The sequence below is a fragment of the Cupriavidus oxalaticus genome, from assembly GCF_038900635.1.
GTDB lineage: Bacteria > Pseudomonadota > Gammaproteobacteria > Burkholderiales > Burkholderiaceae > Cupriavidus > Cupriavidus oxalaticus_B.
The window spans coordinates 227566-253220 of sequence record NZ_JAYMRX010000002.1 but is presented as its reverse complement, the minus strand read 5'-3'; the positions used below and the strand labels follow the sequence as shown (position 1 = coordinate 253220).

At 65.3% G+C, this 25655-nt stretch carries 23 protein-coding genes; 8 read left to right on the top strand and 15 right to left on the bottom strand.

Features of this window, described 5'->3' with window-relative positions; translation table 11 throughout:
• Window positions 1–350: 350 nt before the first annotated feature.
• The 3 genes from VSR71_RS05345 to VSR71_RS05335 all read left to right on the top strand — a co-directional run bounded on the left by VSR71_RS05345 (window position 351) and on the right by VSR71_RS05335 (window position 2967).
• Complete coding sequence (locus VSR71_RS05345; protein WP_342912871.1) at window positions 351–1313, top strand: chromate resistance protein ChrB domain-containing protein; 963 nt, start codon at window positions 351–353, stop codon at window positions 1311–1313.
• Window positions 1314–1335: 22 nt separating this feature from the next.
• Complete coding sequence (locus VSR71_RS05340; protein ID WP_342912870.1) at window positions 1336–2535, top strand: chromate transporter; 1200 nt, start codon at window positions 1336–1338, stop codon at window positions 2533–2535.
• 90 nt (window positions 2536–2625) lie between these two features.
• Window positions 2626–2967 carry a YciI family protein gene (locus VSR71_RS05335; RefSeq protein WP_342912869.1) on the top strand — a complete coding sequence of 114 codons (342 nt, stop codon included), beginning with the start codon at window positions 2626–2628 and terminating at the stop codon, window positions 2965–2967.
• 375 nt (window positions 2968–3342) lie between these two features.
• Here VSR71_RS05335 and VSR71_RS05330 read toward each other — a convergent pair whose 3' ends face one another.
• Genes VSR71_RS05330 through VSR71_RS05285 form a run of 10 tightly spaced genes read right to left on the bottom strand, consistent with a single transcriptional unit; the run spans window position 3343 to window position 13751 of the window.
• Window positions 3343–4167 carry an SDR family oxidoreductase gene (locus VSR71_RS05330; RefSeq protein ID WP_342912868.1) on the bottom strand — a complete coding sequence of 275 codons (825 nt, stop codon included), beginning with the start codon at window positions 4165–4167 and terminating at the stop codon, window positions 3343–3345.
• 54 nt (window positions 4168–4221) lie between these two features.
• Window positions 4222–5001 carry an enoyl-CoA hydratase/isomerase family protein gene (locus tag VSR71_RS05325; protein ID WP_342912867.1) on the bottom strand — a complete coding sequence of 260 codons (780 nt, stop codon included), beginning with the start codon at window positions 4999–5001 and terminating at the stop codon, window positions 4222–4224.
• Window positions 5002–5052: 51 nt separating this feature from the next.
• Window positions 5053–6249 (bottom strand): lipid-transfer protein, encoded by a 1197-nt coding sequence (locus VSR71_RS05320; protein ID WP_342912866.1) that lies wholly within the window; start codon window positions 6247–6249, stop codon window positions 5053–5055.
• A 20-nt stretch (window positions 6250–6269) separates the two neighbouring features.
• Window positions 6270–7826: an AMP-binding protein gene (locus VSR71_RS05315; RefSeq protein WP_342912865.1), complete on the bottom strand. Its 1557-nt coding sequence runs from the start codon at window positions 7824–7826 to the stop codon at window positions 6270–6272.
• Window positions 7827–7877: 51 nt separating this feature from the next.
• The gene (locus VSR71_RS05310) at window positions 7878–8354 is read right to left on the bottom strand and encodes a Zn-ribbon domain-containing OB-fold protein (RefSeq protein ID WP_342912864.1); all 477 of its coding nucleotides are present in this window, start codon (window positions 8352–8354) and stop codon (window positions 7878–7880) included.
• A gap of 4 nt (window positions 8355–8358) precedes the next feature.
• Window positions 8359–8883 (bottom strand): Zn-ribbon domain-containing OB-fold protein, encoded by a 525-nt coding sequence (locus VSR71_RS05305; RefSeq protein WP_342912863.1) that lies wholly within the window; start codon window positions 8881–8883, stop codon window positions 8359–8361.
• Between the two features lie 12 nt (window positions 8884–8895).
• The gene (locus VSR71_RS05300) at window positions 8896–10095 is read right to left on the bottom strand and encodes a thiolase C-terminal domain-containing protein (RefSeq protein ID WP_342912862.1); all 1200 of its coding nucleotides are present in this window, start codon (window positions 10093–10095) and stop codon (window positions 8896–8898) included.
• Between the two features lie 54 nt (window positions 10096–10149).
• On the bottom strand, window positions 10150–11319 hold the full coding sequence (locus VSR71_RS05295; protein WP_342912861.1) for a thiolase family protein: 1170 nt from the start codon (window positions 11317–11319) through the stop codon (window positions 10150–10152).
• Between the two features lie 28 nt (window positions 11320–11347).
• Complete coding sequence (locus VSR71_RS05290; protein ID WP_342912860.1) at window positions 11348–12919, bottom strand: class I adenylate-forming enzyme family protein; 1572 nt, start codon at window positions 12917–12919, stop codon at window positions 11348–11350.
• A gap of 46 nt (window positions 12920–12965) precedes the next feature.
• The gene (locus VSR71_RS05285) at window positions 12966–13751 is read right to left on the bottom strand and encodes an enoyl-CoA hydratase/isomerase family protein (RefSeq protein WP_342912859.1); all 786 of its coding nucleotides are present in this window, start codon (window positions 13749–13751) and stop codon (window positions 12966–12968) included.
• 289 nt (window positions 13752–14040) lie between these two features.
• Here VSR71_RS05285 and VSR71_RS05280 point away from each other — a divergent pair, with 289 nt between their 5' ends.
• The 3 genes from VSR71_RS05280 (at window position 14041) to VSR71_RS05270 (ending at window position 19998) form a co-directional block, all read left to right on the top strand.
• Window positions 14041–16731 carry a LuxR C-terminal-related transcriptional regulator gene (locus VSR71_RS05280; protein WP_342912858.1) on the top strand — a complete coding sequence of 897 codons (2691 nt, stop codon included), beginning with the start codon at window positions 14041–14043 and terminating at the stop codon, window positions 16729–16731.
• Between the two features lie 129 nt (window positions 16732–16860).
• Window positions 16861–19134, top strand: a complete 2274-nt coding sequence (locus VSR71_RS05275; RefSeq protein WP_342912857.1) for an acyl-CoA dehydrogenase — start codon at window positions 16861–16863, stop codon at window positions 19132–19134.
• Window positions 19135–19620: 486 nt separating this feature from the next.
• Window positions 19621–19998, top strand: a complete 378-nt coding sequence (locus VSR71_RS05270) for a RidA family protein (protein WP_342912856.1) — start codon at window positions 19621–19623, stop codon at window positions 19996–19998.
• 225 nt (window positions 19999–20223) lie between these two features.
• Here the strand turns inward: VSR71_RS05270 and VSR71_RS05265 are convergent, their stop codons facing one another.
• From VSR71_RS05265 to ribA, 3 genes are all read right to left on the bottom strand, one after another.
• The gene (locus VSR71_RS05265) at window positions 20224–21573 is read right to left on the bottom strand and encodes a serine hydrolase (protein ID WP_342912855.1); all 1350 of its coding nucleotides are present in this window, start codon (window positions 21571–21573) and stop codon (window positions 20224–20226) included.
• Between the two features lie 74 nt (window positions 21574–21647).
• Window positions 21648–22130, bottom strand: coding sequence for a MarR family winged helix-turn-helix transcriptional regulator (locus tag VSR71_RS05260; RefSeq protein WP_342912854.1), 483 nt, complete (start codon window positions 22128–22130; stop codon window positions 21648–21650).
• 201 nt (window positions 22131–22331) lie between these two features.
• On the bottom strand, window positions 22332–22928 hold the full coding sequence (gene ribA, locus VSR71_RS05255) for a GTP cyclohydrolase II (RefSeq protein ID WP_063240605.1): 597 nt from the start codon (window positions 22926–22928) through the stop codon (window positions 22332–22334).
• Between the two features lie 258 nt (window positions 22929–23186).
• Here ribA and VSR71_RS05250 point away from each other — a divergent pair, with 258 nt between their 5' ends.
• Window positions 23187–23717 carry a riboflavin biosynthesis protein RibA gene (locus VSR71_RS05250; RefSeq protein ID WP_342912853.1) on the top strand — a complete coding sequence of 177 codons (531 nt, stop codon included), beginning with the start codon at window positions 23187–23189 and terminating at the stop codon, window positions 23715–23717.
• A 24-nt stretch (window positions 23718–23741) separates the two neighbouring features.
• Here VSR71_RS05250 and VSR71_RS05245 read toward each other — a convergent pair whose 3' ends face one another.
• Window positions 23742–24212, bottom strand: coding sequence for an Lrp/AsnC family transcriptional regulator (locus tag VSR71_RS05245; RefSeq protein WP_133094482.1), 471 nt, complete (start codon window positions 24210–24212; stop codon window positions 23742–23744).
• Window positions 24213–24363: 151 nt separating this feature from the next.
• Between VSR71_RS05245 and VSR71_RS05240 the strand changes: the two genes are divergently transcribed.
• Window positions 24364–24726, top strand: coding sequence for an AsnC family transcriptional regulator (locus tag VSR71_RS05240; protein ID WP_342912852.1), 363 nt, complete (start codon window positions 24364–24366; stop codon window positions 24724–24726).
• Between the two features lie 9 nt (window positions 24727–24735).
• On the opposite strand, the gene VSR71_RS05235 is transcribed toward VSR71_RS05240, so the two are convergent.
• Window positions 24736–25653: a LysR family transcriptional regulator gene (locus VSR71_RS05235; RefSeq protein WP_342912851.1), complete on the bottom strand. Its 918-nt coding sequence runs from the start codon at window positions 25651–25653 to the stop codon at window positions 24736–24738.
• Window positions 25654–25655: the final 2 nt, after the last annotated feature.

Sequence of the window (25655 nt, the reverse complement as noted above, 5' to 3'; positions counted from 1 at the left end):
TTCTTTCGGATCAATGCGTTAAGGGAGGGACAGGCGTGGACGCGGGGCGGCGAAGGCTCAGGCGGGCCTGGAGCAAACCACCATAGCACAGCGGTCGGGCAGGTTCGGGAAGGTGTAGCCCATGCACTGTACATCCATACAGTATAACAGTTTGGAAAAGAATTCGTATCGGTCTGGAACAGGCAGTGCCGCCACTGGCTTGCCGCTGCCTGAGCCTCCGCCGCCAGATCGGCAGCGTCGCGGCTGTCGACAATAGCCAGGCCATCCCCACTCCTGACCGGCTCCCAAACTTTTTTTGTAGAGATATCTACATTATTGAAGTATGCGTTATGGGCTTTTAAGATGCGCTCATGACCGCCTCCCCTGATTCCTGGGCCCTGCTGATCGTCACACTGCCCACCTCTGGTGCCACCGCTCGCATGCGCATCTGGCGCGCGATCAAGACTCTCGGTTGCGCCGCGCTGCGGGACGGTGTTTATCTTCTGCCCGGGAAGGCGGAGCAGGTCGGCCAGTTGCGCCAGCTCGCCGACGAAACTCGGCAGGAAGACGGCCAGGCCTGGCTTTTGCAAGTCAGTGCCACGAATCTGGAAGAAGAAACCGCGTTCCGGACCTTGTTCGACCGCAGCGCCGACTATGGCGAACTGCAGGCCACCCTGTCCGAAGCGCGTAACGCGCTCTCCGATCAGGACCGCGCCGAACTCAGTCGACTGCTGCGCCGCCACGGGCGCGCATATGAAGCGATCCGCAGGATCGACTTCTTCCCCAATGAGGCTTCGACCCGCGCAGAAGCGCAGTGGCATGACTTGCGCCGAGCCGTCGAGGCACTTCAGTCGCCAGGCGAGCCCCAACCCCTCACACGAATGATCCCGCGCCGCGATGCCGCCCAGTATCAGGGGCGGCGTTGGGCCACGCGCCGCAACCTGTGGGTGGACCGCGTGGCGAGCGCCTGGCTGATCCGGCGCTTCATCGATCCCCATGCGCGGTTCCTCTGGCTGGAGAGCCCGGCCGACTGCCCGGACGACGCGCTGGGCTTCGACTTCGATGGTGCGACCTTCACGCACGTGGGCGATCGCGTTTCATTCGAAGTGCTGCAGTCGAGCTTCGGCCTGGAGACCAACCGCGGATTATGCCGGCTCGGCACTATGGTCCATGCGCTGGACGTTGGCGGCATCTCGGTGCCTGAATCCAGCGGCTTCGAAGCCATGCTGGCCGGTGCACGCGCGCGCCTGCAGGATGACGATGCCGTGTTGGCGGAAATCAGTTCGGTGCTGGATTCGCTCTACGCGCATTTCTCGGCAAACACGAGATCCTGACTTCAACCTCTCCGGTATCCCCATGCCTCGTACGCAACAAGCCGCCGTGACATCGCAGCAACCCGAGCAGCCTGGCTACACGCTCTCGCACCTCGTGGCCTACTTCCTCCGGCTGGGCACACTTGGATTCGGGGGCCCCGTAGCACTGGCCGGCTATATGCACCGCGACCTGGTAGAACGACGGGGATGGATCAGCGACGGCGACTACAAGGAGGGGATCGCGCTGGCACAACTGGCGCCGGGGCCGATGGCGGCGCAACTGGCCATCTACCTCGGCTATGTGCACTACCGCATCGCAGGCGCGACGCTGGTTGGCCTGGCCTTCGTTCTGCCGTCCTTTCTGATGGTGCTGGCGCTGGGATGGGCCTATGTGCGCTTTGGCGGGCTGTCCTGGATGCAGTCGGTGTTCTACGGCGTGGGTGCCGCCGTCATCGGCATCATCGCCATCAGCGCGTATAAGCTGACCACGAAGAGCGTAGGCAAAGACAAGCTGTTGTGGGCGATCTACCTGACCCTGGCCGCGGTGACGGTCATCACGGAATCCGAGATCGCCTGGCTGTTCCTGGCCGCCGGCGCGTTGGTCTGGTTCTGGCGCGCCCCACCCAAGTGGCTGCGCCAAAGCGGCGTCAACGCCCTGGCCGTCACTCAGGTGCCGGCCGCGAGCGGCTTGTTCAGCGCACTGGACTGGTCGCTGCTAACGCAACTCGGCGTATTCTTCGCCAAGGCAGGCGCCTTTGTATTCGGCTCGGGGCTCGCGATCGTGCCATTTCTCTACGGCGGCGTAGTGACTGAATACCACTGGCTCAACGAAAAGCAGTTCGTCGATGCGGTAGCCGTCGCCATGATCACACCCGGCCCCGTCGTCATCACGGTCGGATTTATCGGTTACCTCGTGGCCGGCGTGCCTGGCGCCTGTGTGGCGGCATTGGCAACCTTCCTGCCATGCTACCTGTTCACGATACTGCCTGCTCCTTACTTCAAGAAGTACGGCAAACTGCCCGCCATCCTGGCCTTTGTCGATGGGGTCACGGCGGCGGCCATTGGCGCTATTACCGGTGCTGTGATCGTACTGGCCAAGCGTTCGATCATCGATGTTCCAACCATCCTGCTGGCGCTTGGCACGGCCGCGCTGCTGCTGAAGTTCAAAAAGCTGCCTGAGCCGGTCATCATCACCGGCGCCGCGCTGATCGGCCTGGCCGTCTTTCCGGTGCTGCACCACTGATCCTCCACGGGAGCAAGCTGGCGACCGTCCCGTGGGGAGCCGAATATCCGATGATGGGGCAGCCACCGACCTCAACCGAAGGACCGAACGATGACGAAATACCTTATCTCCTTTCCTGGAACGGCGATGAAAGTCCCCGCCGAGGACTTTGCCGCCGTGGGCGAAGCTGCGCGCGAGGTCATACGCGAGGCGAAGGCTGCAGGCGTGTACGTGTTCGGTGGTGGTATCAACGCGGACGTCGCGCCACTCATGGTCGCCTCAGACGGCACGGTCACAAACGAAACCTATCCTCAGACGAAGGAGTTCGATGGCGGCTTCTGTGTCCTGCAGCTCCCGTCGCGCGAAGCCGCCATCCTGTGGGCTGCAAAGATCGCCAAAGCTTGCCGCTGCTCGCAGGAACTCCGCGAGTTTGGGTATGACCCCGAGAGCTGACGGGCAGGGCCTTTTCCTCAGTCGGTGGATCCGAACCAACCGCCAGTTCTGTCGTGCGCTGGCGGAACGCTGGACCTTCGTCGGAAAGCGGCCGCGACGCGGTGCAAGCCGTTCGCTGGCGGCACCTTTGATGCCCTATAACTAGCAAACACAAGTGGGGCGTGCGCTCCGGGACCCGGAATGCAACCTGCCCGGTCCGGCGTGCTGCTATCGGTATGGCTGGAGGGAAGGACACATGTCTGAAACAAGCAAAGTAATCCTGGTCACAGGGGCTAAAGGGCGCCGGTCGAAAATCGTCATCATTTCCGCTATTACCTCCGTGCAAGCCCTACCTCAGAAAACGCTTGCGCTGCGGAAGTCGCCGGAGAGTGCCCTTCAGGCCGGCTTTCCAGTCGCCGCTGCCGCACGGCCCGCCGCTTCGAGTGGCGGCTTGACGCTCTCCAGGGCACCACCGCCGTCGCACGGCACAAGCGCGCCCGAGATGTACCCCGCATAGGGCGATGCCAGGAACAGCGCAAGATTGGCGATATCGTCCAAGGTGCCAAAGCGCTGCATCGGCACGCTGGATTGCGCGGCGGCGCGCTCCGCCTCGGTGGGCGCCATCAACCGCCGGAAGCCCTCCGTACCCTCGATCGGCCCTGGCGAGATCGAGTTGATGCGGATGCCATCACCGCCCCATTCGAGCGCGAGCACGCGCGTCAGTTGGTCGACCCCCGCCTTGGCGGCACTGGCATGCGCCTGGTAGCGCATCGGCACGAACGACTGTGGCGCCGTGATATTGATCACCGCCGCGCCCGGCTTGCGCAGGTGCCCATAGGCCTGGCGCAGGACGTTAAAGGTGCCGACGAGATCGATGTCGACCACCACGCGAAAGCCGTTCGACGACATGTCCTTCGCCTCGCACAGGAAGTTGCCGGCGGCGCCAGAGACCACTACATCGACAGGGCCGAAGCGTTCGACCGCTTCGGCGAACGCCCGGCCTACCGCATCGAAATCGCGCACATCGGCGCAGACCCCAAGGACCGGCCCGCCAAACTGCGCGAGCTGCCGGTGCGCGGCATCGACGTTCTCCTGCTTGCGGCTGGCCACGGTCACGCTGGCGCCTTGCCTGGCGAACGCCTGGGCGATGCCGAAGTTGATGCCGGTGGTGCCGCCGAACACGAAGACGTGGCGGCCGGTGAAATCGAGATTGACTTGCATTGACTTACCTCGTGAAGAACGCCACCAGGGCCGGAGCGGCCTGGCCTCCCGTTGTCATTTGAACCTGGGTGGCCGCCTTTCGGTAAAGGCGGCAATACCCTCGGCGGCATGAGCGCCGGCAGCGGACTCGACCATCAGGCTGTGCTCCAGATCGAGCTGCGCAAGCAGTGTTCGTTCGTGCGCGCCGTCGACCAGTTGCTTGATCCGCCCCAGCGCTGCGGTCGCGCCGAGAGCCAGTGTTTCAGCCAGCGTATCCGTACGTGCCAGGAGCTCCGCATCCGGGACCACCTCGCTCACGATCCCCATCTCCAGGCATTGCCGGGCCGAAAGCACCCCATTGGTGAAGAAGAGTTGCTTGGCGCGCATGGCACCCACACGGCGTGCCAGGAACCACGACGAGCCGGCATCCGGCGTGAGCCCGATGGCGGAATAGCCGCCGCGCAACTTCATCGACTCGGCCGCCAGCACGATATCCGCGCAAAGTGCCAGGCCAATGCCGCCGCCGCCGACCGGCCCGTTGACGGCGCTGATCACCGGAACCGGCAAGGTTGCGAGCTTGTACAGCGCCGCATGCAGCGGGCCAAGCAGTTCGTCGAGCATGGACGGCAGGCTCGCGCCGGCGTGGAGGAAGGCGTCGATGTTCCCACCGGCGCAGAACTGCCGCCCCACAGCACGCAGCACGACCGTGCGTACCGCCGTGTCGGCTGCCAGCTCGTCGATGCACCCGATCAGCGCGCGCGCCGCCTCGGTGTCGATGGCATTGCCCCGCTCGGGCCGGTTCAGCGTAATGGTGGCGACGGCACCTTGCCGCGTCAGAAGGACGGGTTGGTCCATGTCAGGCTCCCGGAGATGATGGCCAGTGGTCGAGATAAGCCGATCCGCGGCTCAGCCCTGGCGCTGCAGGATCGCGACGGATACCGCAGTGCCCAACCCGCCGTTGTGCTGCAGCGCCGTGCGGGCGCCCTCGACCTGCCGCTGGCCGGCGCTGCCACGCAATTGGGTGGCGAGCTCGGTGATCTGCGCCAGCCCGGTCGCGCCCAGCGGGTGCCCCTTGGACAACAAGCCACCTGACGGACACACCACCACCTGGCCGCCGTAGGTGTTGCGACCCTCGACAACGAACCGCTCAAGGTCTTGCTCTTCGCAGAAGCCCAGGCATGCGTAGGTGAGCAATTCGTTGCTGACGAAGCAGTCGTGCACTTCCGCCACGTCAATGTCCTGCGGCTCCACGCCGGCCATGGCGTATGCGCGGTCGGCCGTGCGCCGCGCCGCGCCCCGGCTCAGCGCATCGGGCACGTTGGGCGGATCGAGGTCGGCAGAAATATCACTGCCTATTTCGTGCGCGAGGATCGCCACATCGGTACGCAGCCCGTGGCGTCGCGCAAACGGCTCGCTGCACACGATCACGGCGGCGGCGCCACAGCTCGGCGGGCAGGCGTAGAGCTTGCGCAGGCGCCCCCAGACCGTGGGGGCGGCCAGCACCTCTTCGACTGTGAGCGGGTCGCGGAAGATCGCGTAGGGATTGTGCCTGGCATGCGCGCGCGCCTTGACTGCAATGCGCGCGAACACCTCGTCCGGGATATGCAGTTCGCGCGCCGTCCATTCGAGCTGCGAGCCGAACATCATCAGCGCTGGCGGCAACGCGCGTTCCGCTTCGCCAAAGCCCATCGCCGCCGCCACGCTCTCGCGGTGGCGCTCCAGCGGATCGGCATGGCCTGGAAACACCCGGTCCAGCGCGCCGGGCTGCATTTGCTCAAAGCCGACCGCAAGCGCGCATTCCGCCGCGCCCGCCAGCACTGCCTGCCGCGCCAGATACAGCGCCGAAGAACCCGACGCACAGTTGTTGTTGACGTTGGTGATCGGGATGCCGGTCATGCCGACCCGGTAGAGCGCGCGTTCCCCCGAGCACGAGTCTCCGTAGACGAAGCTCGCGAAGGCCTGGTCCACCAGGCTGTATTCGATGCCGGCATCGGCCAGCGCCGTGCGCACCGCGTTTTCGGCCATCACGTCATAGGGGTCGCTCTGGCCGGGGCGCCGGAACGGCACCATCCCGACGCCGGCGATCAGTACATTGCTGCTCATGGATCTCCTCGTCCCTGTCATCAGATGCTGCGATTCTGCGCGGTCCAGTACGGCGTGCGCAGGTCCTTCTTCAGCACCTTGCCGTTGGGGCTGCGCGGCAGGGTGGCGACGAAATCCACCGACTTCGGTGCCTTCACGCTGCCCAGCCTTTCCTTGCACAGCGCAATCAACTCCTCGCCGCTGACGTCCATGCCCGGGTTCAGTTCGACCACGGCCTTGACGGCCTCGCCCCAGGTGGCGTCCGGCACGCCGATCACCGCACAGTCCTGCACCGCGGGGTGGGCCCAGATCACCTGCTCGACTTCACTGGGGTACACATTGAAGCCCCCCGTGATGACCATGTCCTTCTTGCGGTCCGTGATGCGCAGGTAGCCGTCGCCATCGATGTGCCCGATGTCGCCGGTGTGCAGCCAGCCGTCGACGATCGCCTCGGCCGTCTTCTCCGGCGCCTTGTAGTAGCCCTTCATCACCAGGTCGCCGCGCACGCAGATCTCGCCGGTCTCGCCGGTGGCAAGCGGCTCGTTGCGCGCGTTCATGATCGCCACGCGCACCAGCGGGCCTGGGCGGCCGCACGACAGCAGCCGGGCTTCGCCGGCGATCTCGCCGCCGGAGAAGTTTTCCTCGGGCCGCTTGATCGCGATCGATCCTGGCGCCTCGGTCTGGCCGTAGGCTTCCATCATGACCGGCCCGAACACCGCCATCGCACGGCGCAGCTTTTCGGCCGACATCGGCGCCGCGCCGCAGATGAAGTACTTCAGCGAGGAGTAGTCGTGCTCCCCGATGCCCGGCATGTCGAGCAGCCGATAGATCACGGTCGGCGGCAGGAAGAACTCGCTGACCCGGTGCTTCTCTATTGCCCCGACCAGCGCGGCAGGATCCGGCTTGGTCAGTACCACCACCGTGCCGCCACGCGCGGTACACGGCAGCGACAGCACACCCGCCGTGTGCGTCATGGGCGCGGCGGCCAGGTTCACGATCTTCTCGTCCGCGCGGTAGCTGCAGGCGATCATGAACTGCGCGCAGAAGGCCTGGAAGCTGCGATGGGTGTTCATCACTCCCTTGGGCAGCCCCGTCGTGCCCCCGGTTGGCATCACGGCGATCGTGTCATCCGGCTCGTACGAAACCTCCGGCCTGGTCGCCGGTTGCCCCGCAATCCAGTCCGGGAGTCCGCTCGCGCCTGGCACGGCTTCTTCGATGCAGACATAGAGCCTGACCTTGGGCAGCTTCGGGCGCATTGCCTCTACCACGGGCGCGAACGCCTTCTGGAAGAACAGCACTTCGCAGTCGAAGCCGTCCAGCAATTGCTGGTTCTCTTCCGTCGAGCCGCGCGGATTGACCGGCATCCACGCCATGCCGGCTCGCCACAGGCCCAGCGTGCAGGTCCACGCGGTGGGATGGTTAGCGCCCAGCACCGCGCCGGTCTTGCCGCGCCCCATGCCCTCCGCGAGCAGCGCGTGTGCGATGCGGCATGAGAGCTTGCCCACCGCCTCGAAGGTGAACACCTCGTCATCCATCACGTAGGCCACAGCATCGGGATCGATCTGCCAGCCGCGGTCGAAGAAATCGATGATCGCCATATCTTGTCTCCTGAGGCCCGGCTTGCGCGCCCGAGCGCCGCCGGATCTCGATCAGGCACTGTCGCCGACCGGTTTGAAGTAGCGGATGTCCCAGATGTTGCCCATGCGCTCGTCCGCCAGCACCGCGCACACGCGCATGCCGGTCTTCACGGCCTCGGTGTCGACTTCGCCGAGGTAGTGCATCAGGGCCGTATCGGCACCATCGAGGCGGATGAGCCCCAGGACATATGGGCGGACCACCGGTTGCAGCATCCCGGGCTCGCGCACGATGGTGTAGGACACCAGCGTGCCGGTGTCGCTGACGTCGACCCAGTCGCGCAGTTCGGCAAAGCACTCGGGGCAGGACAGCCGCGGCGGCACGTAGGTACGCGCGCAGGCGGTGCAGCAGGTCGCGGTGATCCTGCCGTGGTCGCGCAGCGCGGCGAAGAAGCGGCCGTTGGTCTCGCCCACGTCGTAATTGATGTCGGCATAAAGCACCGGCTGGCGCAAGATCGCGGGTTCCGCGTCTTCCAGGTATGCGGGATACATGGCCTTAATCTCCTTGTGTTGTGGCAGGTTCTCGCACCGGCTCCCAGTAGAGGATGTCGGTCATCAACCCCTTGCGCTCGGCTTCGGGCCGGAACACGGCGCGTACGCGCATGCCGTTGTGCACCTTGCTCGGATCGGTTTCGCCGATGTAGTGCCACAGGAAGCCGGCATTGCGGCCCGGCGAATCGACCATCAGCACGCCGACTGGATAGGCGCTTGACTGCACCGACAGATCGTTGGTGTCGATGAATGGCATGTTGAACGACATGAAGCCCGCCACCGTGGCCTCGGGCCCCATCTCCACCCATTGCGGATCCTCGAAGTTCTCGCCATGGCAGACGCTGCAAACGGCCTGCGGCGGCAGCATGCTGAAGCCGCAATGGCGGCAGACCATGCCCATGAGGCGGCCGTTGTCGCGCATTTCGCGGGAGAACCTGCCATTGAACAGGCCCAGCGGGTACTCCATGAAGAAGGGCGTGCGCAGGCGCGTCGGCGGCACGGGAAGGGTTTCGGGTTGCTCGGTGCTCATTGCCTATCCTCCTTACTTGTCCTTGGACAGCAGCATCAGCGGCGTCCAGCCGGTGCCGCCAAAGCCGGTGGCCAGGCCCAGCCTGACATCGCGCGGCACCTGGTGCTCGCCGGCATCGCCGCGGATCTGCAGGGCCAGTTCGCCATAACGCAGCAGGGTCGAGGGAACCCCCGGGTTGGTACACGTGACCCCGCCCGATGGATTGATGGGCAGTTCGCCGTCGATATCGGTCGCGCCGGTGCCCATCAGCTTCCAGGCCTGGTTCGGCTCGCACAGGCCCATGGTTTCCATCCACACCAGTTCTGCCCAGGTGCAGGGCTCGTACATCTCGACCACATCGAGCTGTTTGGCGGGATGCGTGATGCCGTTGCGCTTGTAGAGCACTTCGCACGCCTTGGCCAGGCTCGGCAGCACGCAACGCTCCCTGGGGGCGATGAAGTCCTGCAGCGCGGCCCAGTGCTGCGCGGAGTGGATGGTGACCATGTCCTTCACCCATACCGGCTTTCTGGTGAGCTTGTGCGCCACGTCCTCGCTGGCGAAGATCATCGCCGCCGAGCCTTCCGTGATCGGGCACATATGGAGCTGGCGCATCGGCGCCGTCAGCATGGGCGAGTTGAGCACGTCTTCCACGGTCAGGTGCTCGCGCAGATGCGCATAGGGGTTCTTCAGCGCGTTGTTGGCGGCCTTGACCCGGGCGATGGCAACCGCTTCCTCGGTGCAGCCGGACAGCTTTACATAGGAGCTCGCCATCAGAGAGAAGGTCCCCACGGCGCCCACGCTGCACCATTTTTCGGTGAGCGCGTGCAGGCCGGAATTGATCGCCGCCTGCAGGAACGGCCCGCGCGGCAGCGTGCCTGGCGGCGGGCCGACGAACTTCGCCGTTGCCGACACCAGCGCAACGTCACAGGCACCGGCTGCGATATGGTGTACGGCCGACAGCGCCGCCGACCCGCCCACGGTGCCGCCAGTCTCGATCTTGACCACGGGCTTGCGGCGGTGCCCGACCCAGTCGGCCAGCTCCATTTCCGATTCAGCGGTTCCCGACACGTAGTCGATGTCGGCCAGCACGATCTCGTCGACCTGCTTCATTGTGATCTGCGCATCTTCCAGTGCCCGCCGCACGGCCTGGTTGGCCAGCTCCGCCTTGCTCAGCGGGCTACGCGCCATCATCTCCGTCTGGCCAAAGCCGACGATTGCCACTCTGCGATTCATACAGTTTCTCCGTTGCCGCGACGTCTTGCGTCGTCCCGCGTCACCTGCCGGACCTCAGGGCGTGGTGCCCAGGACCATGACCTGCTGCAATTGCCCGCAAGGCCCGGAAGCCAGATGCGCAAGCCCCGTGCGGGCACCGTCCACCTGGCGTGTGCCCGCCTCGCCGCGCAGTTGCAACACGATTTCGGCAATACGGCCCATGCCGATGGTGGTATGGGAACAGCCGGACAACGCGCCACCGGAAAGGTTGACGGGCTGATGGCCACCGCGGTTGCTCATGCCGGATTCCAGCCAGCGGCCGCCCTGGCCGGCGTCACACAGGCCTAGCCCCTCGTAGGTCATCAGCTCCTGGTAGGAGAACTCGTCGGTCACTTCGAGCAGATCGATCTCCTTGCGCGGATCGCTGATGCCGGCCATGCGGTAAGCCTTCTTCGCCGCGATCGTCAGCACCTCGGATTCCGCGAGGTCGCGATCCCCCAGGTAGTAGCCGTCGCAGCAATTTGCCTGCCCCTTGATCCAGACGGGCTTGCTGGTCAGTTGCCGGGCCCGCTGCTCGCTGGCCAGCAGCATCACGATGGCGCTGTCGCCGAACGCACGCGTCTGCAGCGCCGTGATCGGATCCGACAGGGCTTTCGAGCCGAGCACGTCGGCAACGCTGTAGTCGCCCGCCCGCAGCGCCAGCGGGTTGTCCTTCGCGTGGCGCAGGTTCTTCACCGACACCCCCGCGCATTGCTCGGGAGAGACTCCGTACTTCTCCATGTAGCGGTTTGCCTGCAGGGCGGCGGCCTGCAAGTTGTCGAGACCGAGCGGCCGGCAGAAGAAGGGATCGAAGACCTTGTTCTCGATTGCATTACCCGCGCTGCGACTGGTGGAGTCGTGGCATACAGCGACCACGAGCACCGTTTCAAACTCGCCGGAGGCGATCTGCCAGGCCGCCTCAAGGACGCCGACGGCGCCGTCCTGGTCGATCTTTTCATCGGGACGCAGGTTCGCGCCGGCAACGTCCACCACCAGCGAGGCCGAGAATGGCCGCGCGATGCGCGAGTGTTCGTGGCAGATCAGGCTTGCGTCGATCCCGCCCTTCTCATAGGCCGGCAGGAACCGCAGGCCGGTCTCCTGAAGCACCGGACGGATTGCCTGGTAGGCCAGCTCCTCGGGCGAACACGCCCGATTCTCGTTGTAGTTGACTTGTGCCATCGAGACGATGGCGACACGGTTTGACATGCTCATCTTGTTGCCCTCGAGCTGTTGGCTAGTTCACCTTGCGCTGCTGATCGGCCCAGTATTTGTCGCGCACTTGCCGGCGCAGCACCTTGCCGATCACCGTCATCGGGAGCTGGTCAACGATGGTCACCGTCTTCGGCGCCTTGTACCCGATGCGCTCTTTGCAGAACGCGACGATCTCGGCCGGATCGGCCACATGGCCTTCCTTGAGCACCACCTCGGCGTGCACGGATTCGCCCCACTCGGCATGCGGCACGCCCACTGCCGCCGACATCAGCACGGCGGGGTGCGCATTGAGCGCGGCCTCGACCTCGATGGCGTAGACGTTGAAGCCGCCGCTGATGATCATGTCCTTCTTGCGATCGACGATGTACACATAGCGGTCTTCGTCGATGTAGCCGAGGTCACCGGACTTCCAGAAGCCGTCCTGGAATTCGGCTGCAGTCGCTTCCGGATTCTTGTAGTAGCCCTTGATCACGCCTGGTCCGCGGATCCAGAGTTCGCCGGTCTCGCCGACCGGCAGTTCGTGGCCTTGTTCGTCCATCACCACGATCTCCGTTTCCGGCAGCGCGATGCCGGTAGAGCTCAGGTGCCGGTTGCTCTGGCCGGGCGCACACAGGTGCTCCGCCTTGCTCAGCACGGCCACGGGTGCCAGCGCTTCGCTGCTGCCATAAGCCTGGATGAAGATGTTGCCGAACTTCTCCTGCAGCAGCGCGAGCTTGGCCGGACTCATCGGCGCCGCCGCATAGAGGATCGTGCGCAGGCTGGACAGGTCAAATTGCTCGTGCAGGCCAAATTCCAGGAAGCGGTAAAGGATGGTCGGCACGAGGTGGCTGGACGTGATCCGCTCGTTCTGGATATTGGCGCAGAACTGCTTGAGATCCGAAGCGTTCATCGTCACATGGCAGCCGCCCTTGAAAGCAAGCGTCGTGGCATAGGCCGCGGACCCGTGGCTCAGCGGCGTAATGCTCAGGTGACGGGCGTCGTAGCCGAACATGTCGTCCGGCATCGAATAGAAGTAGCGGTGCAGCGCCAGCCAGTTGTTCAGCGTGTACATGCAGCACTTGCCGCGGCCGGTGGTGCCGCCGGTGAAGCGCAGGAGCATCGGTTCGTCGGCGTCCAGCTCGATATGCGGCTCCGCGTCCGACACGCCCTCCAGCAGGTCCCAGAAACAGGACACACCATCGCGGGGCGCCGCGAGCGGATCCATGCACACGATCCGGATGCCGCGCTGGCGCAGCGTGTCGTAGTACTTGTCCAGCAGTGCGGTTTCGAGGAGTACCACCTTGGGCTCGACCCAGTCGATCTGCCAGAGGTGTTCGTCGAAGGTGTCCCGAAAGTTGCACCATGCCGCCTTCACGTCCGCCTTGGCCAGCGTGCAGAAGGTCAGCAGGCTCATATTGTCGTTGTCGAGGATGGTCAGGTACAGGTCGCCCGCTCCAAGGTTGAGCCGCTCCTTGATCATGCGAGCGATCTGGTTGGTGAGCCGGTGCAATGCCAGATGCGTATAGCGGCGATTGCGCTCGATATTGACCAGGGCTTCGCGCTGCCCGAAGCGCGAGGCGGCATTGAGCGACCACCTCGAGAAGTCGATCTTCATCTTTGTCTCCTTTAGTTCTTGGCCTGCCCTGGGGCAGTTTGGATGGTCAAATGCCGCGGAACGCCGGCGGGCGCTTCTCGCTATAGGCAGCGAGACCCTCGCGGAAGTCATGGGACCGCGTGTGCTGCTGGCACACCAGCAGCTCGTCGCGCAGCGCGGCATCCCGCGACAGGTCGACCGAGCGGTTGGCCACTTCCTTCATGCGGCGCAGCACGAGACTGCTCCTGGCCGCCATCCGCTCTGCCAGCGCCGCCACCGCCGGCAGCAGTTCCTCGTCGGGCAGCACCTCGTTGAGCAGGCCCCAGGCCTGCATCTGCGCCGCGTCGGCAAGGTCTCCCGTAAACAGCAGCTGCTTGGCCCGGCTGAGGCCGACGCGGCGCGGCAGCACCGCTGCGCCGCCACCGCCAGGAAACACGCCGAAGTTGGCATGGCCGTCGCCGATCCTGGCGCTCGCCGCGCCGACCAGGATGTCGCAGCACATCGCCAGTTCCAGCCCGCCTGCGATGGTCAGCCCGTTGATGGCAGCGATGACTGGCTTGGGCATGTTGCGCAGCAGCGAAAGCGTGGCCAGCGTGCGATCGGCGAAATTCGGCTCGCCTGGCGCGGTGTGAAGGCCGGCGAGCAGCGCCTTGAGATCGGCGCCGGCGCAGAACGCGCGGCCGGATCCGGTCAGCACCAGTACGGCCTGGCCCGCGTCGGCCTGCACTGCGGTGAGCGCATCATGAAGCTCCTCGAGCATGCGCTGGTTCACCGCATTCAGCTCGGCGGGCCGGTTCAATGTGATCCACGCGACTGGCCCCCGCTGTTCATGGATAATGGTTTCGTAGTGCATTGCGCTGTCTCCTTGCGAGGCGAGATGGCAGCGTCCCAGCGTGCCCCGGCCGCCCGGCTTCGGTCGAGTCCGGATCTGGCTGTCCCTTCGCTTCTGGTTCAATGATGGGATGCCGGCCGGGTGGGCGCACCACACTTATCGGGTGTAATCGGGTGTGACAGGGCCAGAGCTGTGCGCCGAAGATCCATCGTGCGGGGTCGCGCGAGGGAAACAGCCTCCAGGCGGCCGCTTAGACCTTCCGCGGCACTTCCGATAAGATGCCGTTCGCATGTCAGCAGGAGACCCTGGCTTGGCCCCCGATCGCCTTCTCATCCCTACCAAGTTCGCGCCGCCGCGCATCAGCCCGCAGTCAACGCCGCGGGCCAAGCTGCTGGCGCGGCTGCGGGATTCGCGCGACAGCCGGCTGACGCTGGTGTGCGGCAGTGCGGGCTTCGGCAAGACGACCTTGCTGGCCCAGTGGCGCCAGCAGTTGCTCAAGGACGGGGAACTGGTCTGCTGGCTGTCCCTGTCACCGGACGAGCGGCACTTGCCGCAGTTCCGCGCCTATCTGACCGGCGCACTGCAGCAGGCAGGACTGCCGGTCGATGACGGGACTGCCCTTGCCTCTGAGGTGCGGGCCGATCTGCCGGTTGCAGGACTGGTCGCGACCATCATTGACGCGGTGTGCCAGCGACGCCAGGAGGTGTTCCTCTTCATCGACGACTATCATCACGTCGACGACAGCGACACGCATGCGCTGATCCAGGGTCTGGTGGATCACGGGCCCGAGACCCTGCACCTGATCCTGGCCTCGCGGACCCATCCACCGCTTGCCATCAGCCGCCAGCGCCTGACCGGGGAGCTGTCGGAGATCTCCTTCCCCGACCTGCCGTTCGATTTTGCGGAAACGCAGGACTTCCTGGCCAAGCACCTCGGCGACGTGGTGCCTGACGATGCGCGCCTGATCCACGACATCACCGACGGGTGGCCGGTTTGCCTGCAGATGATCTGCATCCGGCTCAAGCGCAGCCCGGCCAAGCGGGACGTGCTGTCTCAGATGCTGCATCGGCGCACGGATCTGCAGCGGTATCTTTCCGAAGACGTGGTGCGCCATCTGGCGCCAGACGTCTCCGACTTCATCGAGAAGCTCTCGGTCTTGCGCCGCTTCAATGCCGATCTGGCGCAACACGTCACAGGCAATGCACGGGCCCCCGCGCTGCTCGACCAGATCGAGCGTGAAAACCTCTTCCTGCTGCCGGTCGAGCTCGACAGCGCCCTGCCCTGGTACCGCCTTCATCCGCTGTTCGCCAGCTTCCTCCAGGACCGGCTGCACCAGCGCGATCCTGCGCTGGTGCGCGAGATCCATGCGCGGGCCAGCCAGTGGTTCGAGCAACGCGGCCTCCTGATTGAAGCGCTGCGTCACGCCTATCACGCGCACGACACCGAGGCCGCCGTGCACCTGGTCGAGCGGGCTGACCTGCCGATCCGCAGCATGAGCTTCTTCAGCACGCTGCAACACTGGATGGACGAACTCCCATCCGATGTGCTGCTGGACCATCCCCGGCTGCTGCTCCTCGGCTGCTGGGCGCTGGTGGCCGCAGGCCGCTGGCGCGACGCGCAGGGCTGGCTTGAGCGGCTGGAGAAGACGCCCGGCACGCTGGCGCCGGAGCATGCCTTGCACGTGCTCTACCTGAGGGCCAGCATCGCGCTGCAACGCGACGACACCGAAGCCGCATTGGCCCTCGTGGCGCCGTCGGACTTCGAAAGCCTGGCCGATCGCTTCCTGCGCCAGGCGCACCTGGCTGTGCTCAGTTTTTCCTATTGCGCGGCCGGGCGGTACGAGGACGCCCGCTCGCTCCACGAGCACATCGCACGTTTGCCACGCTCCGAGCTTCAGGACGACATGGCCCTGGTGGCCGAATCGACACTGCTGCTCAGCCACCTGCTCGAGGGCAACAATCGCGAAGCCATCCGCACCGGCAGCGCCCTGGTGGCGCGCGCCGAGGCAGCGCACGGCCGGCGGTCGGTGTCCGCCGTCAACAGCGCGGCATTCCTCGCCAACGCGTATTACGAGGCCGACCTGCTGGCCGAGGCAAACGACGTGCTGGCCAACCGGCTGGATTTGCTGCGTCTCTCCTCGCCCGAGCCGATGACGCTTGCAATCATCGTCCGCAGCCGCCTGATGGCGGCACAGGCATCGGCAGCGCAGGCACTGCACGCGCTGAGCGAGGAGGAAGTCCGCTGCCGCGAGCTGGCATTGGATCGGCCTTTAGCCTATGTGCTGGCCGGACAAGCGCGGCTGGAGCTCCAGTTGAACCATCAGGATGCCGCCCGGAAACTGCAGACCGAACTTGACCGATTGGCCAGCCGCTATCGCGATGGAACCGGTTTCCTCGCTGAGATCGAGGCGATCGCGGCCCTGACCGGAGCCCGGTTGGCGCTGGCCAGCATGGACTGGAACGAAGCGCTGGCGCGCGCAGAAACGCTGCGCAGCTACGGTAAGGCATACGGGCGGCAAAAATGCGTGGTGCAGGCCGACTTGCTGGCGGGTACCGCTCTTGCAGAAATGGACGAGGCCAGCGAAGCCATGCGCCTTCTGCGGGCTGCTGTCGAAACAGCCCAGAGGCTAGGGCTCGTTCGCACGTTGCTCGATGAAGGCGAGCGCGTCCGGCAGGCCTTGCAGCAACTGCAGCCCACCCTTGGCCCCGGCTCCGGTGGCGACTATCTGGTCGAGGTCCTGCGCCGCCGTGTCGCGGCGCATACGGCGGTTCAGCAGGCCGGTGAGCCCGACGCGCAGGCGAACGGCCCCGAGCTCAAGCCGCGCGAGATTGAAATCCTGCGCCTGGCCGCGCAGTCCATGTCGAACAAGCGGATCGCACTAACCCTCAACCTCACGTTGGACACAGTGAAGTGGAACATGAGGAACGTGTTCGAAAAGCTGGGGGTGCCGAGCCGCTACGACGCGGTGATCGCCGCGCGCAGGCGTGGCCTGATCGACTGACGGCGCGGTCACTCCATCGCCCGCCCGACACCCGGAAAGTGTGGTGACTGTATGGCAGCGGCGCACCAGAATCTCCTGGCAAGGCATCCATCACGGCCGCATCGCGGCTGATGCCGCACAGGAGACATCATGACCCAGGCGCAAACGACATTCCCCTCCGCAGCAATGCTGCCAAGTGACGAAGAGCGGCTGATGCTGCAGGAGAGCCTGCGTCGCCTGCTCGCGCGGAGGTGGCCCGCCGAGCGGGCCGTGGAGCTTGCCGCAGACCCGCAGGCGCTGACGTCGATCTGGCGAGACCTGGCGGAGCAAGGCCTGACCAGCTTGGGGAGCAATCCGCAGGAAGGCGGCATGCAAGAAATTGCCGTGGCGCTTGAAGAACTGGGGCGCGCCGCCTGCCCGGCGCCGCTGATCGGTGCCGCACTTGCCAATCTCGCCCTGTCACCGCATCTGCCCGGGCGTCCCGCCTCCGACGAGTCGGCAGCGCTGCTGAGCGCGCTGCATCGCGGCGACGCCAGCGTGAGCTTCGCTTTCGGCGGCTTTGATGGCGACCGGCAGGCTGGCGGCGCGCGGGTCACCAACGGCAAGCTGCACGGGCGCATTGCCTTTATCGAGGCAGGAGCGCATGCCACCCACCTGCTCGTTCTGGCCGAGCCGGGGCCGGTACTGGCCATCGTACCGCGCGGCGCGGTCGGCCTGAGCGTGACGGAAACACCTGGGTTGGCGGCACCACCGCTGGCAGTGGCAAGCTTCGATCACGTGCCCGCGCCAATGTTGCCGCTCCCGACCGGGCTGGCCGAAGACCTGCGTCGGATCGGCGCGCTTGCGCTGCTGGCGCGCGCGCTCGGCGCCGCCCGGCAAGGCTTCGACACGGCCGTTGCCTATGCCAAGGATCGGCAGCAGTTCGGTCAGCCGATCGGGCGCTTCCAGGCGATACAGCACAAGCTTGCCAACTGCCTGATGGCGCTGGAGGCCGCACGACTGATGCTCCACAACGCTGCCAGGACGCATGACCTCGGCTCCGGGAACTGGCGGATCCTCGGCGCGGCCGCCCGCGCCTTCGCCGGCCCCGCGCTGCGTCAGGTATCGCTCGAAACGCATCACACCTTCGGCGCCATCGCTTACTCGGAGGAACATGAGGCGCCGCGGCATTTCCGGCGCACGCATGCGGATCTGGCCCGCCACGGCGGCGTACGCCAGGCGCGTGAGGAGCTCGCCGGGGCGCTGCTCGAGCACGGCGCGATGCTTCCCGAGCACGATCTCGGCCCGGCCGGAAATGCGTTCCGCGATGAGGTACGGGCCTGGCTGAAGGAAAACTGGTCCGGCGATTCGCCCAGACACGAACCAGACCATGCCTACGAAGAGTGGGGCTACGACACCCGGTTCACCAGGCTGTTAGGCAGCAAGGGCTGGAACACGATGAGCTGGCCCAGGGAGTATGGTGGCCAGGGACGCACGCCCTACGAGCAACTCGCATTCATGGAAGAGATCCAGCAAGCCGGTGCACCCATGGGCGGCCGCGGAGACATCCAGGCGCATGCACTGATGGCGTTCGGCACGGCCGAGCAACAGGCCGAGTTCCTGCCCAGGCTCGCCCGCGGCGAGATCACCTTCTGCCTGGGCTACAGCGAACCAGGGTCGGGCTCGGACCTCGCATCGATGCAGACGTCCGCCGTGCGCGACGGCGACGAGTGGGTCATCAACGGCCAGAAAATCTGGACCACGGCCGCCGAAAAGGCGGACTACATTTGGCTGGCCGCCCGCACCGACCGGAATGCAGTGCGGCCTCACGCGGGCCTCAGCATCTTCATCGTTCCAATGAACAGCCCGGGCCTCACCGTCAGACCATCGATGGCGATGTACGGTCACACGTTCTGCCAGGAGTTTCTGGACAATGTCCGGGTGCCCGCCGGTGCGTTGGTCGGGAAAGTCAACGACGGCTGGACAATCCTGACATCGGCGCTTGCAACGGAGCGCATGATGATGGGAAGCTTCATCGCCAATGCCCGTGCGGAGTTCGAACGACTGGTTCGTTGCGTCCGCGACAAGACGGTGCTGGCCAATGATGGGGCGGTTCGCGACCGCATTGGCGCTCTGGCGGCCGAAGTGGAAGCCGGCCGGCAGTTGTTCATGAAGAGTATCGCCATGGCCGAGCAAGGCAAGGTCCCCACTCATGAAGCGGCCATGAGCAAGGCCTTTATGGGCGAGTTGATGGAACGCCTGGGCCAGGCGGCGCTCGATATCCTCGGCACCGGAGCCACCTTGTCCGAGAACGCCGAAGGCGCAATCGCCAGCGGCAGGTTCGAACAGTTGCTACGGTACGCGATCCTGACTGTCATCGGCGGCGGCACTGCGGAAATTCAGCGAAACCTGATCGCCCAGCGTGGGCTGGGGTTACCTCGCTGAAGACCGGATGCAGATGCCCCCTTCAGCCCACGCAAGTTCCCCGTGTCATTGCCTCGTGCTATGAGCGTTTCCGGCTTCACTGGAGCAATCCCAAGCCTGGCTCATTGTGTCGTAACCCCCCTTACGCTAGGCTATCCTTGGCCTTTCATGGAGCGCCTTGCAATATGCGTCTCAGATCCGTGCAAGTACTCGCCGCCCTGACCCTGCTGGGCGCTTGCGCCTCGAACACCGACGGCACTCAGCCCGGGAAGTCGGCCTTAGGCGAGCGCCCTGGCGTGCCAGTCGGCCCCACGCGTGACTGCCAGGCAGAGGCCGACGCGCTTCTCGGGGCCGCGCCTCTGTCTGTTGTGCGGGCCGTATTTAATTCCTGCACGGCGGAGAACCAGGGTAGCGAGCCAGGCAAGTGAGGTCTTGGCCTATTCGTTCTGAAAGCGCCTGCTTGATCGAAGCACGGATGGGAGAGTGCATTTTAGGGAGGTGACTCAAATGACGATGGAGCATTTTGCTGAGAGCAATCCGGGCACACGAACCCTGCCACGCTCGCTGGCGGTGAAGGCCGGCGACTTTGTGTTTGTGTCCGGCCAGGTAGCCAGAGATGACGACGGCAGCATCGTTGTTGGCGGGATAGAAGCTCACACACGTCGGACGCTGAAGAACGTCGCCAATGTACTCGCCCTCGCGGGTTGCACGCTCGAGGACGTCGTGAAGACAACAGTTTGGCTTGAAGACGCTAGCGACTTTGATCTATTCAATCGCGTTTATGGAGAGTTCTTCCGGGAAAACAAGCCATCACGGTCGACGTTGCAGGGGAAGAACATGGCAGGCACCAAAGTGGAAATCGAGGCTATTGCTTATAAGCCTTGACACTCGACCGACTGCATCAGGTCGGCTATCGCCGGACTAGGCGCTAGCCGAATATCAAACGAACAAGCCGCAGTTTCACTGCAAGGGACGGTCGCCGACAAAGCCCAAGGACTCTTGTGCCGTCGTCACGCACCTCGTTCCAGCCTTGCCAAGCGGAAACACGGGGAAAACCAGGAGACCAGAATGCCCGGGGCGGCGCTGCCACGCTGCCACCCCGGCATTCCATTACCGCGACAACGTCTCCGCCAGCGCCCGGAACGCGCGGAACGTGATCGGGTTGTTGGCAGCGTTCGCCGCCATCGGATGCGACGCATAGCGGACGATCGTCATCTCGGCCTTGGGATCGATGTAGATGCGCTGCCCATGGATGCCGGCTGCCTGGAACATGCCGTGGCTGTCATGGGACACCCACCACATGTCGCGGTAGCTCCAGCCCGGCAGCACGGCGCCGCTGCCCGAGCGTGCGAACTGCCCGCGGTCGCCGCCGCGGCGGATATCGGTCACGACCGATGCCGGGATGATCTGCTTGCCATTGAAGCGCCCGTTGCCGCGGATGGTCTCGCCGAAGCGCGCGAGGTCGCGCAGCGTGGTGTTCAGGCCGCCGCCGCCCGATTCCGTGCCGATGCTGTCGACTGTGAAGTAGGCATCCTGCTCGGCGCCCATCGGCTGCCAGATCCGTTCCGACAGCAGCCTGGCCAGCGACTGGCCCGAAGCGCGGCGCACGATCCACGCGAGCACCTCGGCATTCACCGTCTTGTAGGCAAAGACATCGTCGTGTCCGCCTTCCTTCTGCAGCGTCTTCAGGAAGTCGTAGAACGTTCCCGGCCCGTTGTATCCGGCAGGCCGGGCGAGCATGCCGCCCGCGCGCGCATAGTCCCAGACCTCGGCCTTGGGATTGGCATAGTCCTCCGAATAGCGGACGCCGACGGTCATGTCCATAACCTGGCGCACCGTGGCATCGCCGTAGGCGGTGCCGGCCATTTCCGGCAGGTAGCGCGTGACCGGCGCCGCCGGATCGAGCTTGCCGTCGGCGGCCAGCATCGCCGCCAGCGTGCCGACGAAAGACTTGGTCACCGACATGGCGATATGGGACGTGTGGCCGTCCAGTACGCCGAAGTAGCGCTCATAGACGACCTTGCCCTTGTGCATGACCAGGATGCCGTCGGTATAGGTCAGCGCCAGCATCTCTTCGAAGGTCCGGTGCGTGCCGTCCGCATCGGTGAACGGCACCGAGCCGATATCTCGCTCTGTGCGCGGCAGCGGGCTGGGCGGGCCGCTGCCGCGCCAGACCGACGCGGTCGGCACCAGTTCGCGGATATGCGAGAACAGCCAGCGATTGCGCGGGAATTTCTCGGCGCCCGGCGCGTGGGTGATCTGCTTCTCGGGCGGCGGCGGAAAGCCTTGCATCCAGCCTAGCCGGACCGGGTCGCTTTCCAGCGCGGCGACCAACGCCGGCGCCGCGGGCGCGGCGGCGCGGCCCGCGTCCTGGCTCCAGGCCGGCAAGGCGGCGGCGCACAGGGCGCCGCATGCGATGGCGCGCCATTGGCGGCGCTTCCGGATGTGGTTGGGCAGCATGTCGTCTCCTCGTTGTTGTGTTGTTGTGTTGTTGTGTTGTTGTGTTGTCGTGCCGTTTTGCGCTCGCCGCCCTGTTATTTAGCCGGCGGCTCGATACCCCGCTGATGCGCCTCGAGCGCCGTGGTCAGCTTGCCGATGCACCGGTCCAGCGTCTGGATTTCGGCTTCGGTCAGAATCGACAGGAACATCTTTTCCAGGACATCGCCGCGCTGGTAGGTCTGAGCGACCAGCGCCGTGCCGGCCTGGGTCAGGAACAGGTTCAGTTGCCTGGCATCGGCCGCGCCCACCTCACGGCGCAGCAAACCCCGCTTCGCCAGCGCGGTGACGAGCTTCGAAGTCACCGTTTTCTCCAGCAGCACCAGCTCGATCAGGCGCGTCAGCGTCAGGCCGGGCTCCAGTCCGGCAAAACGCAGCACGCGCAATTCCCTCAGGCCGATGCCGAATTCCTGCTCATAGAACCCGGAGGCAGAGTCCTTGGTCATTTCACAAAGGCGGTTCAGCCGGAACGTCAGGTATTCCAGGATCGAGCCGGTGGTGGTGTTTGCGGAGTCGGGCATCAGGGCAAAAAGCTTGCGGACGGCGAACAGATTCTAATGGCAATAGTTGCCGTCGGCAACCAATTAGCCGCAGTTCCTCCCGCGCAGTGCCCGCTTGCGGATCAACCCGGAATCATGTGAGGAAAAAAGCCCGTCCACGCAGTCGTGACAGGCCCCCGAGGGTAGCCGGGCGGCTACCCGGCAATCCACGGCCAGCCGCCATCAGTCGAGCAGGTGCCCCATGCGCGTGCGCTTGGTCGCGAGATATTTTTCGTTCTCGGCGTTGGACGGCACGATGTGTCGCAGTTGCTCGTTGACCCTGATGCCAGCCTTTTCCAGCGCGGCGGCCTTGAGCGGGTTATTGCTCATCAGCCGCACCGACGTGACGCCCCACTGGTGCAGCAGGTCGGCCGCAAAGGCGTAGTTGCGCGCGTCGATGGCCTGGCCCAGCGCCAGGTTGGCGTCGACGGTATCGAGCCCGCCGTCCTGCAGGCGGTAGGCGCGGATCTTCTCCGCCAGGCCAATGCCACGGCCTTCGTGGCCGCGCAGGTACAGCAGGATGCCGCGGCCTTCGGCAGCGATCTTTTCCATCGCCAGTTCCAGTTGCGGGCCGCAATCGCAGCGGCAGGAACCGAAGACATCCCCGGTCAGGCATTCGGAGTGCATGCGGATCAGCACGTCGTCGCCTGTCACCTCGCCCACACTGAGGGCCAGATGCTCGATGCCTGAGTGGGCGCCCTTGAAGGCGTGTGCCGTGAAGTCGCCAAATCGCGTCGGCAGGCGTGCCGAATCGATCAGCTCAATTTCTGTGTCGTTCATACCGGAATTCTGTTCAATGGGCGCGGGGCGGCCCGGCACCGGCGACATTATGAGCGGAATTGCGCGTTCGCGCTTGATTCGGACATGGAACGCACCGTTGCGCTTCGTCGCCATCTTCGTCGGCATATTCCTACAGCAGGGTGCGCAACAGACTTATGCAGCCGCCTTAGTGCAGTTCCTAGACTGGAATAGAGGGACGGAAGCCAGGCGCCGCCACGACATGGCGGATACTCGGCGTCGCCTCCTCAGGAGTTCGCCATGACCCGGAATCCACTGATCGGCGATGAAGCCAGCACCGGGATTGCCGCGTTGTTCGATACCAAATCGGCAGCGAACAACGCCGCCGAGCGGGTGTGCTACGAGGCGCACCTGAAGCGCGGCCAGGTCCGGCTGGTTCATCCTTACGAAGCACAATTCGGGCGCAAGCTGGAGCCCGACAACGACGCCATCGTGCGCACGGTGGTGCGTTCGCATCTGATGATGGGTGCCCTCGGGGCGGTGATCGGCCTCGCGGTGGTCGGCATCCTGCACCGGCAGGAGATCGATGCCGTGGTCCAGAACGCCGGCCCCGCCGCCGGCGCGGCGATTTTCATCGGCATCGTGCTTGGCATGCTGCTGGCCGGCCTCGTGACCGCCCGCGCCGACCGTCAACTGGTCATCACGCCGGTGCGCGAGGCGGTGCAGCATGGCCGCTGGGCACTGCTGGTCCATCCCTCCTCCTCCCGGCAATGCGACGATGCCATGCGCGCGCTGCGCAACACCACGACGGAAGTGATGCGGACGGCATAATACCCTGCTGCGCCGGCTGGCGGCTCAGGGTTCGACCGAGGGCTCGCGCTTCAGTGTGCGCAGCACGAAGGTCGAGCGGCTGTGCCGCAGCCCGGGCAGCTTGTACAGCTTGTGCCGCAGGAACTCCTCATAGCCTTGCGTGCCCGCCACCGCGACCTTGATCAGGTAGTCGTAGTCGCCGGTGAGCAGGTAGGCCTCCATCACTTCCGGCAGCTCCGCCAGCGCCTGGCCGAAGCGGTACAGCATGTCGTCGTCGTGGCGCTCCAGGGTGACCTCGATCAGGACCGTATCCGGCAATCCCAGCGCCTTCTGGTTCAGCAGTGCGGCGTAGCCTTCGATGACCCCGCTTTCCTCGAGTGCGCGCACCCGGTTCCAGCAGGGTGTGGCGGAGAGGCCGACCTGCTCGGCCAGTTTCGCGTTGGACAGGCGGCCGTCGCGCCGGAGTTCGCGCAGGATGCGGCGGTCAGTGTCGTCGAGCTTGGGAGGTTGCACCATGGTCTGCGGCGTTTTTGGAAGAACAATCTACATATTCTGCCATATGTAGATGATCCTTTTTCATTTCTACCAATACCGCAGAAAATTAGGAAGCTCATTTTGCGCTCCGGCTGGTAAATTGACCAACCAGTAGATCCGCCGGAAACACCACATGCCTGCCACCCGCCTTCCCGCACTGCGCCTTTCCCTTCAACTCGACGGCACCGACCCGTTCGGTGCGATGGAGTGGGTGTTTGCCAGCGCCCGCCGTACCGGGCTGGCGCCCGAACAATTGCGCTTCGACCCGGCCCGCGTCGAATCGGCAAGTCAGCCAGTGCTCCATGCCACCTTGACCGCGGCCGATGCGAGCCTGCTGTGGCTGTTCCTGCGCCGGCTGGAAAGTGGCATCGACATGGCGGTGCTGGGCGCGGACGTCGACGATCCGGACAGCGAGGCACAATGCGAGCCGACTCCCGCTCCGCGCACCGTTGCCCCGCAGGTCCGCAGTGACGCAGGATTGGCACTGCCGGCCTAGCCGGCCGCGCTATGCCGGCAGCAGTTCGATGCCATCGAGTTGCGCGGCGCACGTATCCCGCACGATCGCGACAAAGTCCGCCACATAAGGCCGGCGCGCCAGCGGTGCCGGCACCGTGGCATAGAGCTCGCTCCACAGCCCCCTAGCGCCGATCCGCTTGGCCAGCACGTAGTCGTGGTCGACGTAGTTCTTCACGCCCCAGTTGGGCAATGCGGCCACGCCGCGCCGGCTCGCCACCAGTTGCAGCACAGCCACGGTCAGCTCCGCAGTGCGCCGCTGCAGCCGGATGCCGGCTGGTTCCAGCACTTCGCGGATCAGGTCGATGCGCTGCTCCGGCACCGGATAGGTGATCAGCGTCTCGCCGGCCAAGTCGGCGGCTTCGATGCGGCGCTTGTTGCGCAGCCGGTGCTCGTTGGCGATGACCGCCAGGATCTCGAAGCGGAACAGCGGTGCCACCTCGAGCCCGCGCCGCACGGCCGGCTGCGAGCCGATCACCATGTCGGCGCGGCCTTCGCTGAGCAGCGAGATCGGGTCGGCATGGAAGCCAGCCACCAGGTCCACCTCCACCTCGGGCCAGCGGCGGCGGAACTCATCCATCACCGGCATCAGCCAGTCGAAGCAGGTATGGCACTCAAGCACCACGCGCAGTTCGCCGCGGGTGTCGCCTTTGAGCCGTTCGATATCGCGGTCCGCCGCGCTGACCGAGGCCAGCACCTCGCGCGCCAGTGCCAGCAGGCGTTCGCCCGCCGGCGTGAAGCGCAGTCCCTGCCGGGTCCGGTCGAACAGCGGCAGACCGTAATGCGCTTCAATCGCCTTGATCTGGTGTGACAGCGCCGACTGGCTGACATGCACGCGCTCGGCCGCGGTGGCGAGCTTGCCGGATTCGGCAATGGCGACCAGCGAGCGGAAATGGCGGACCTCGATCATGC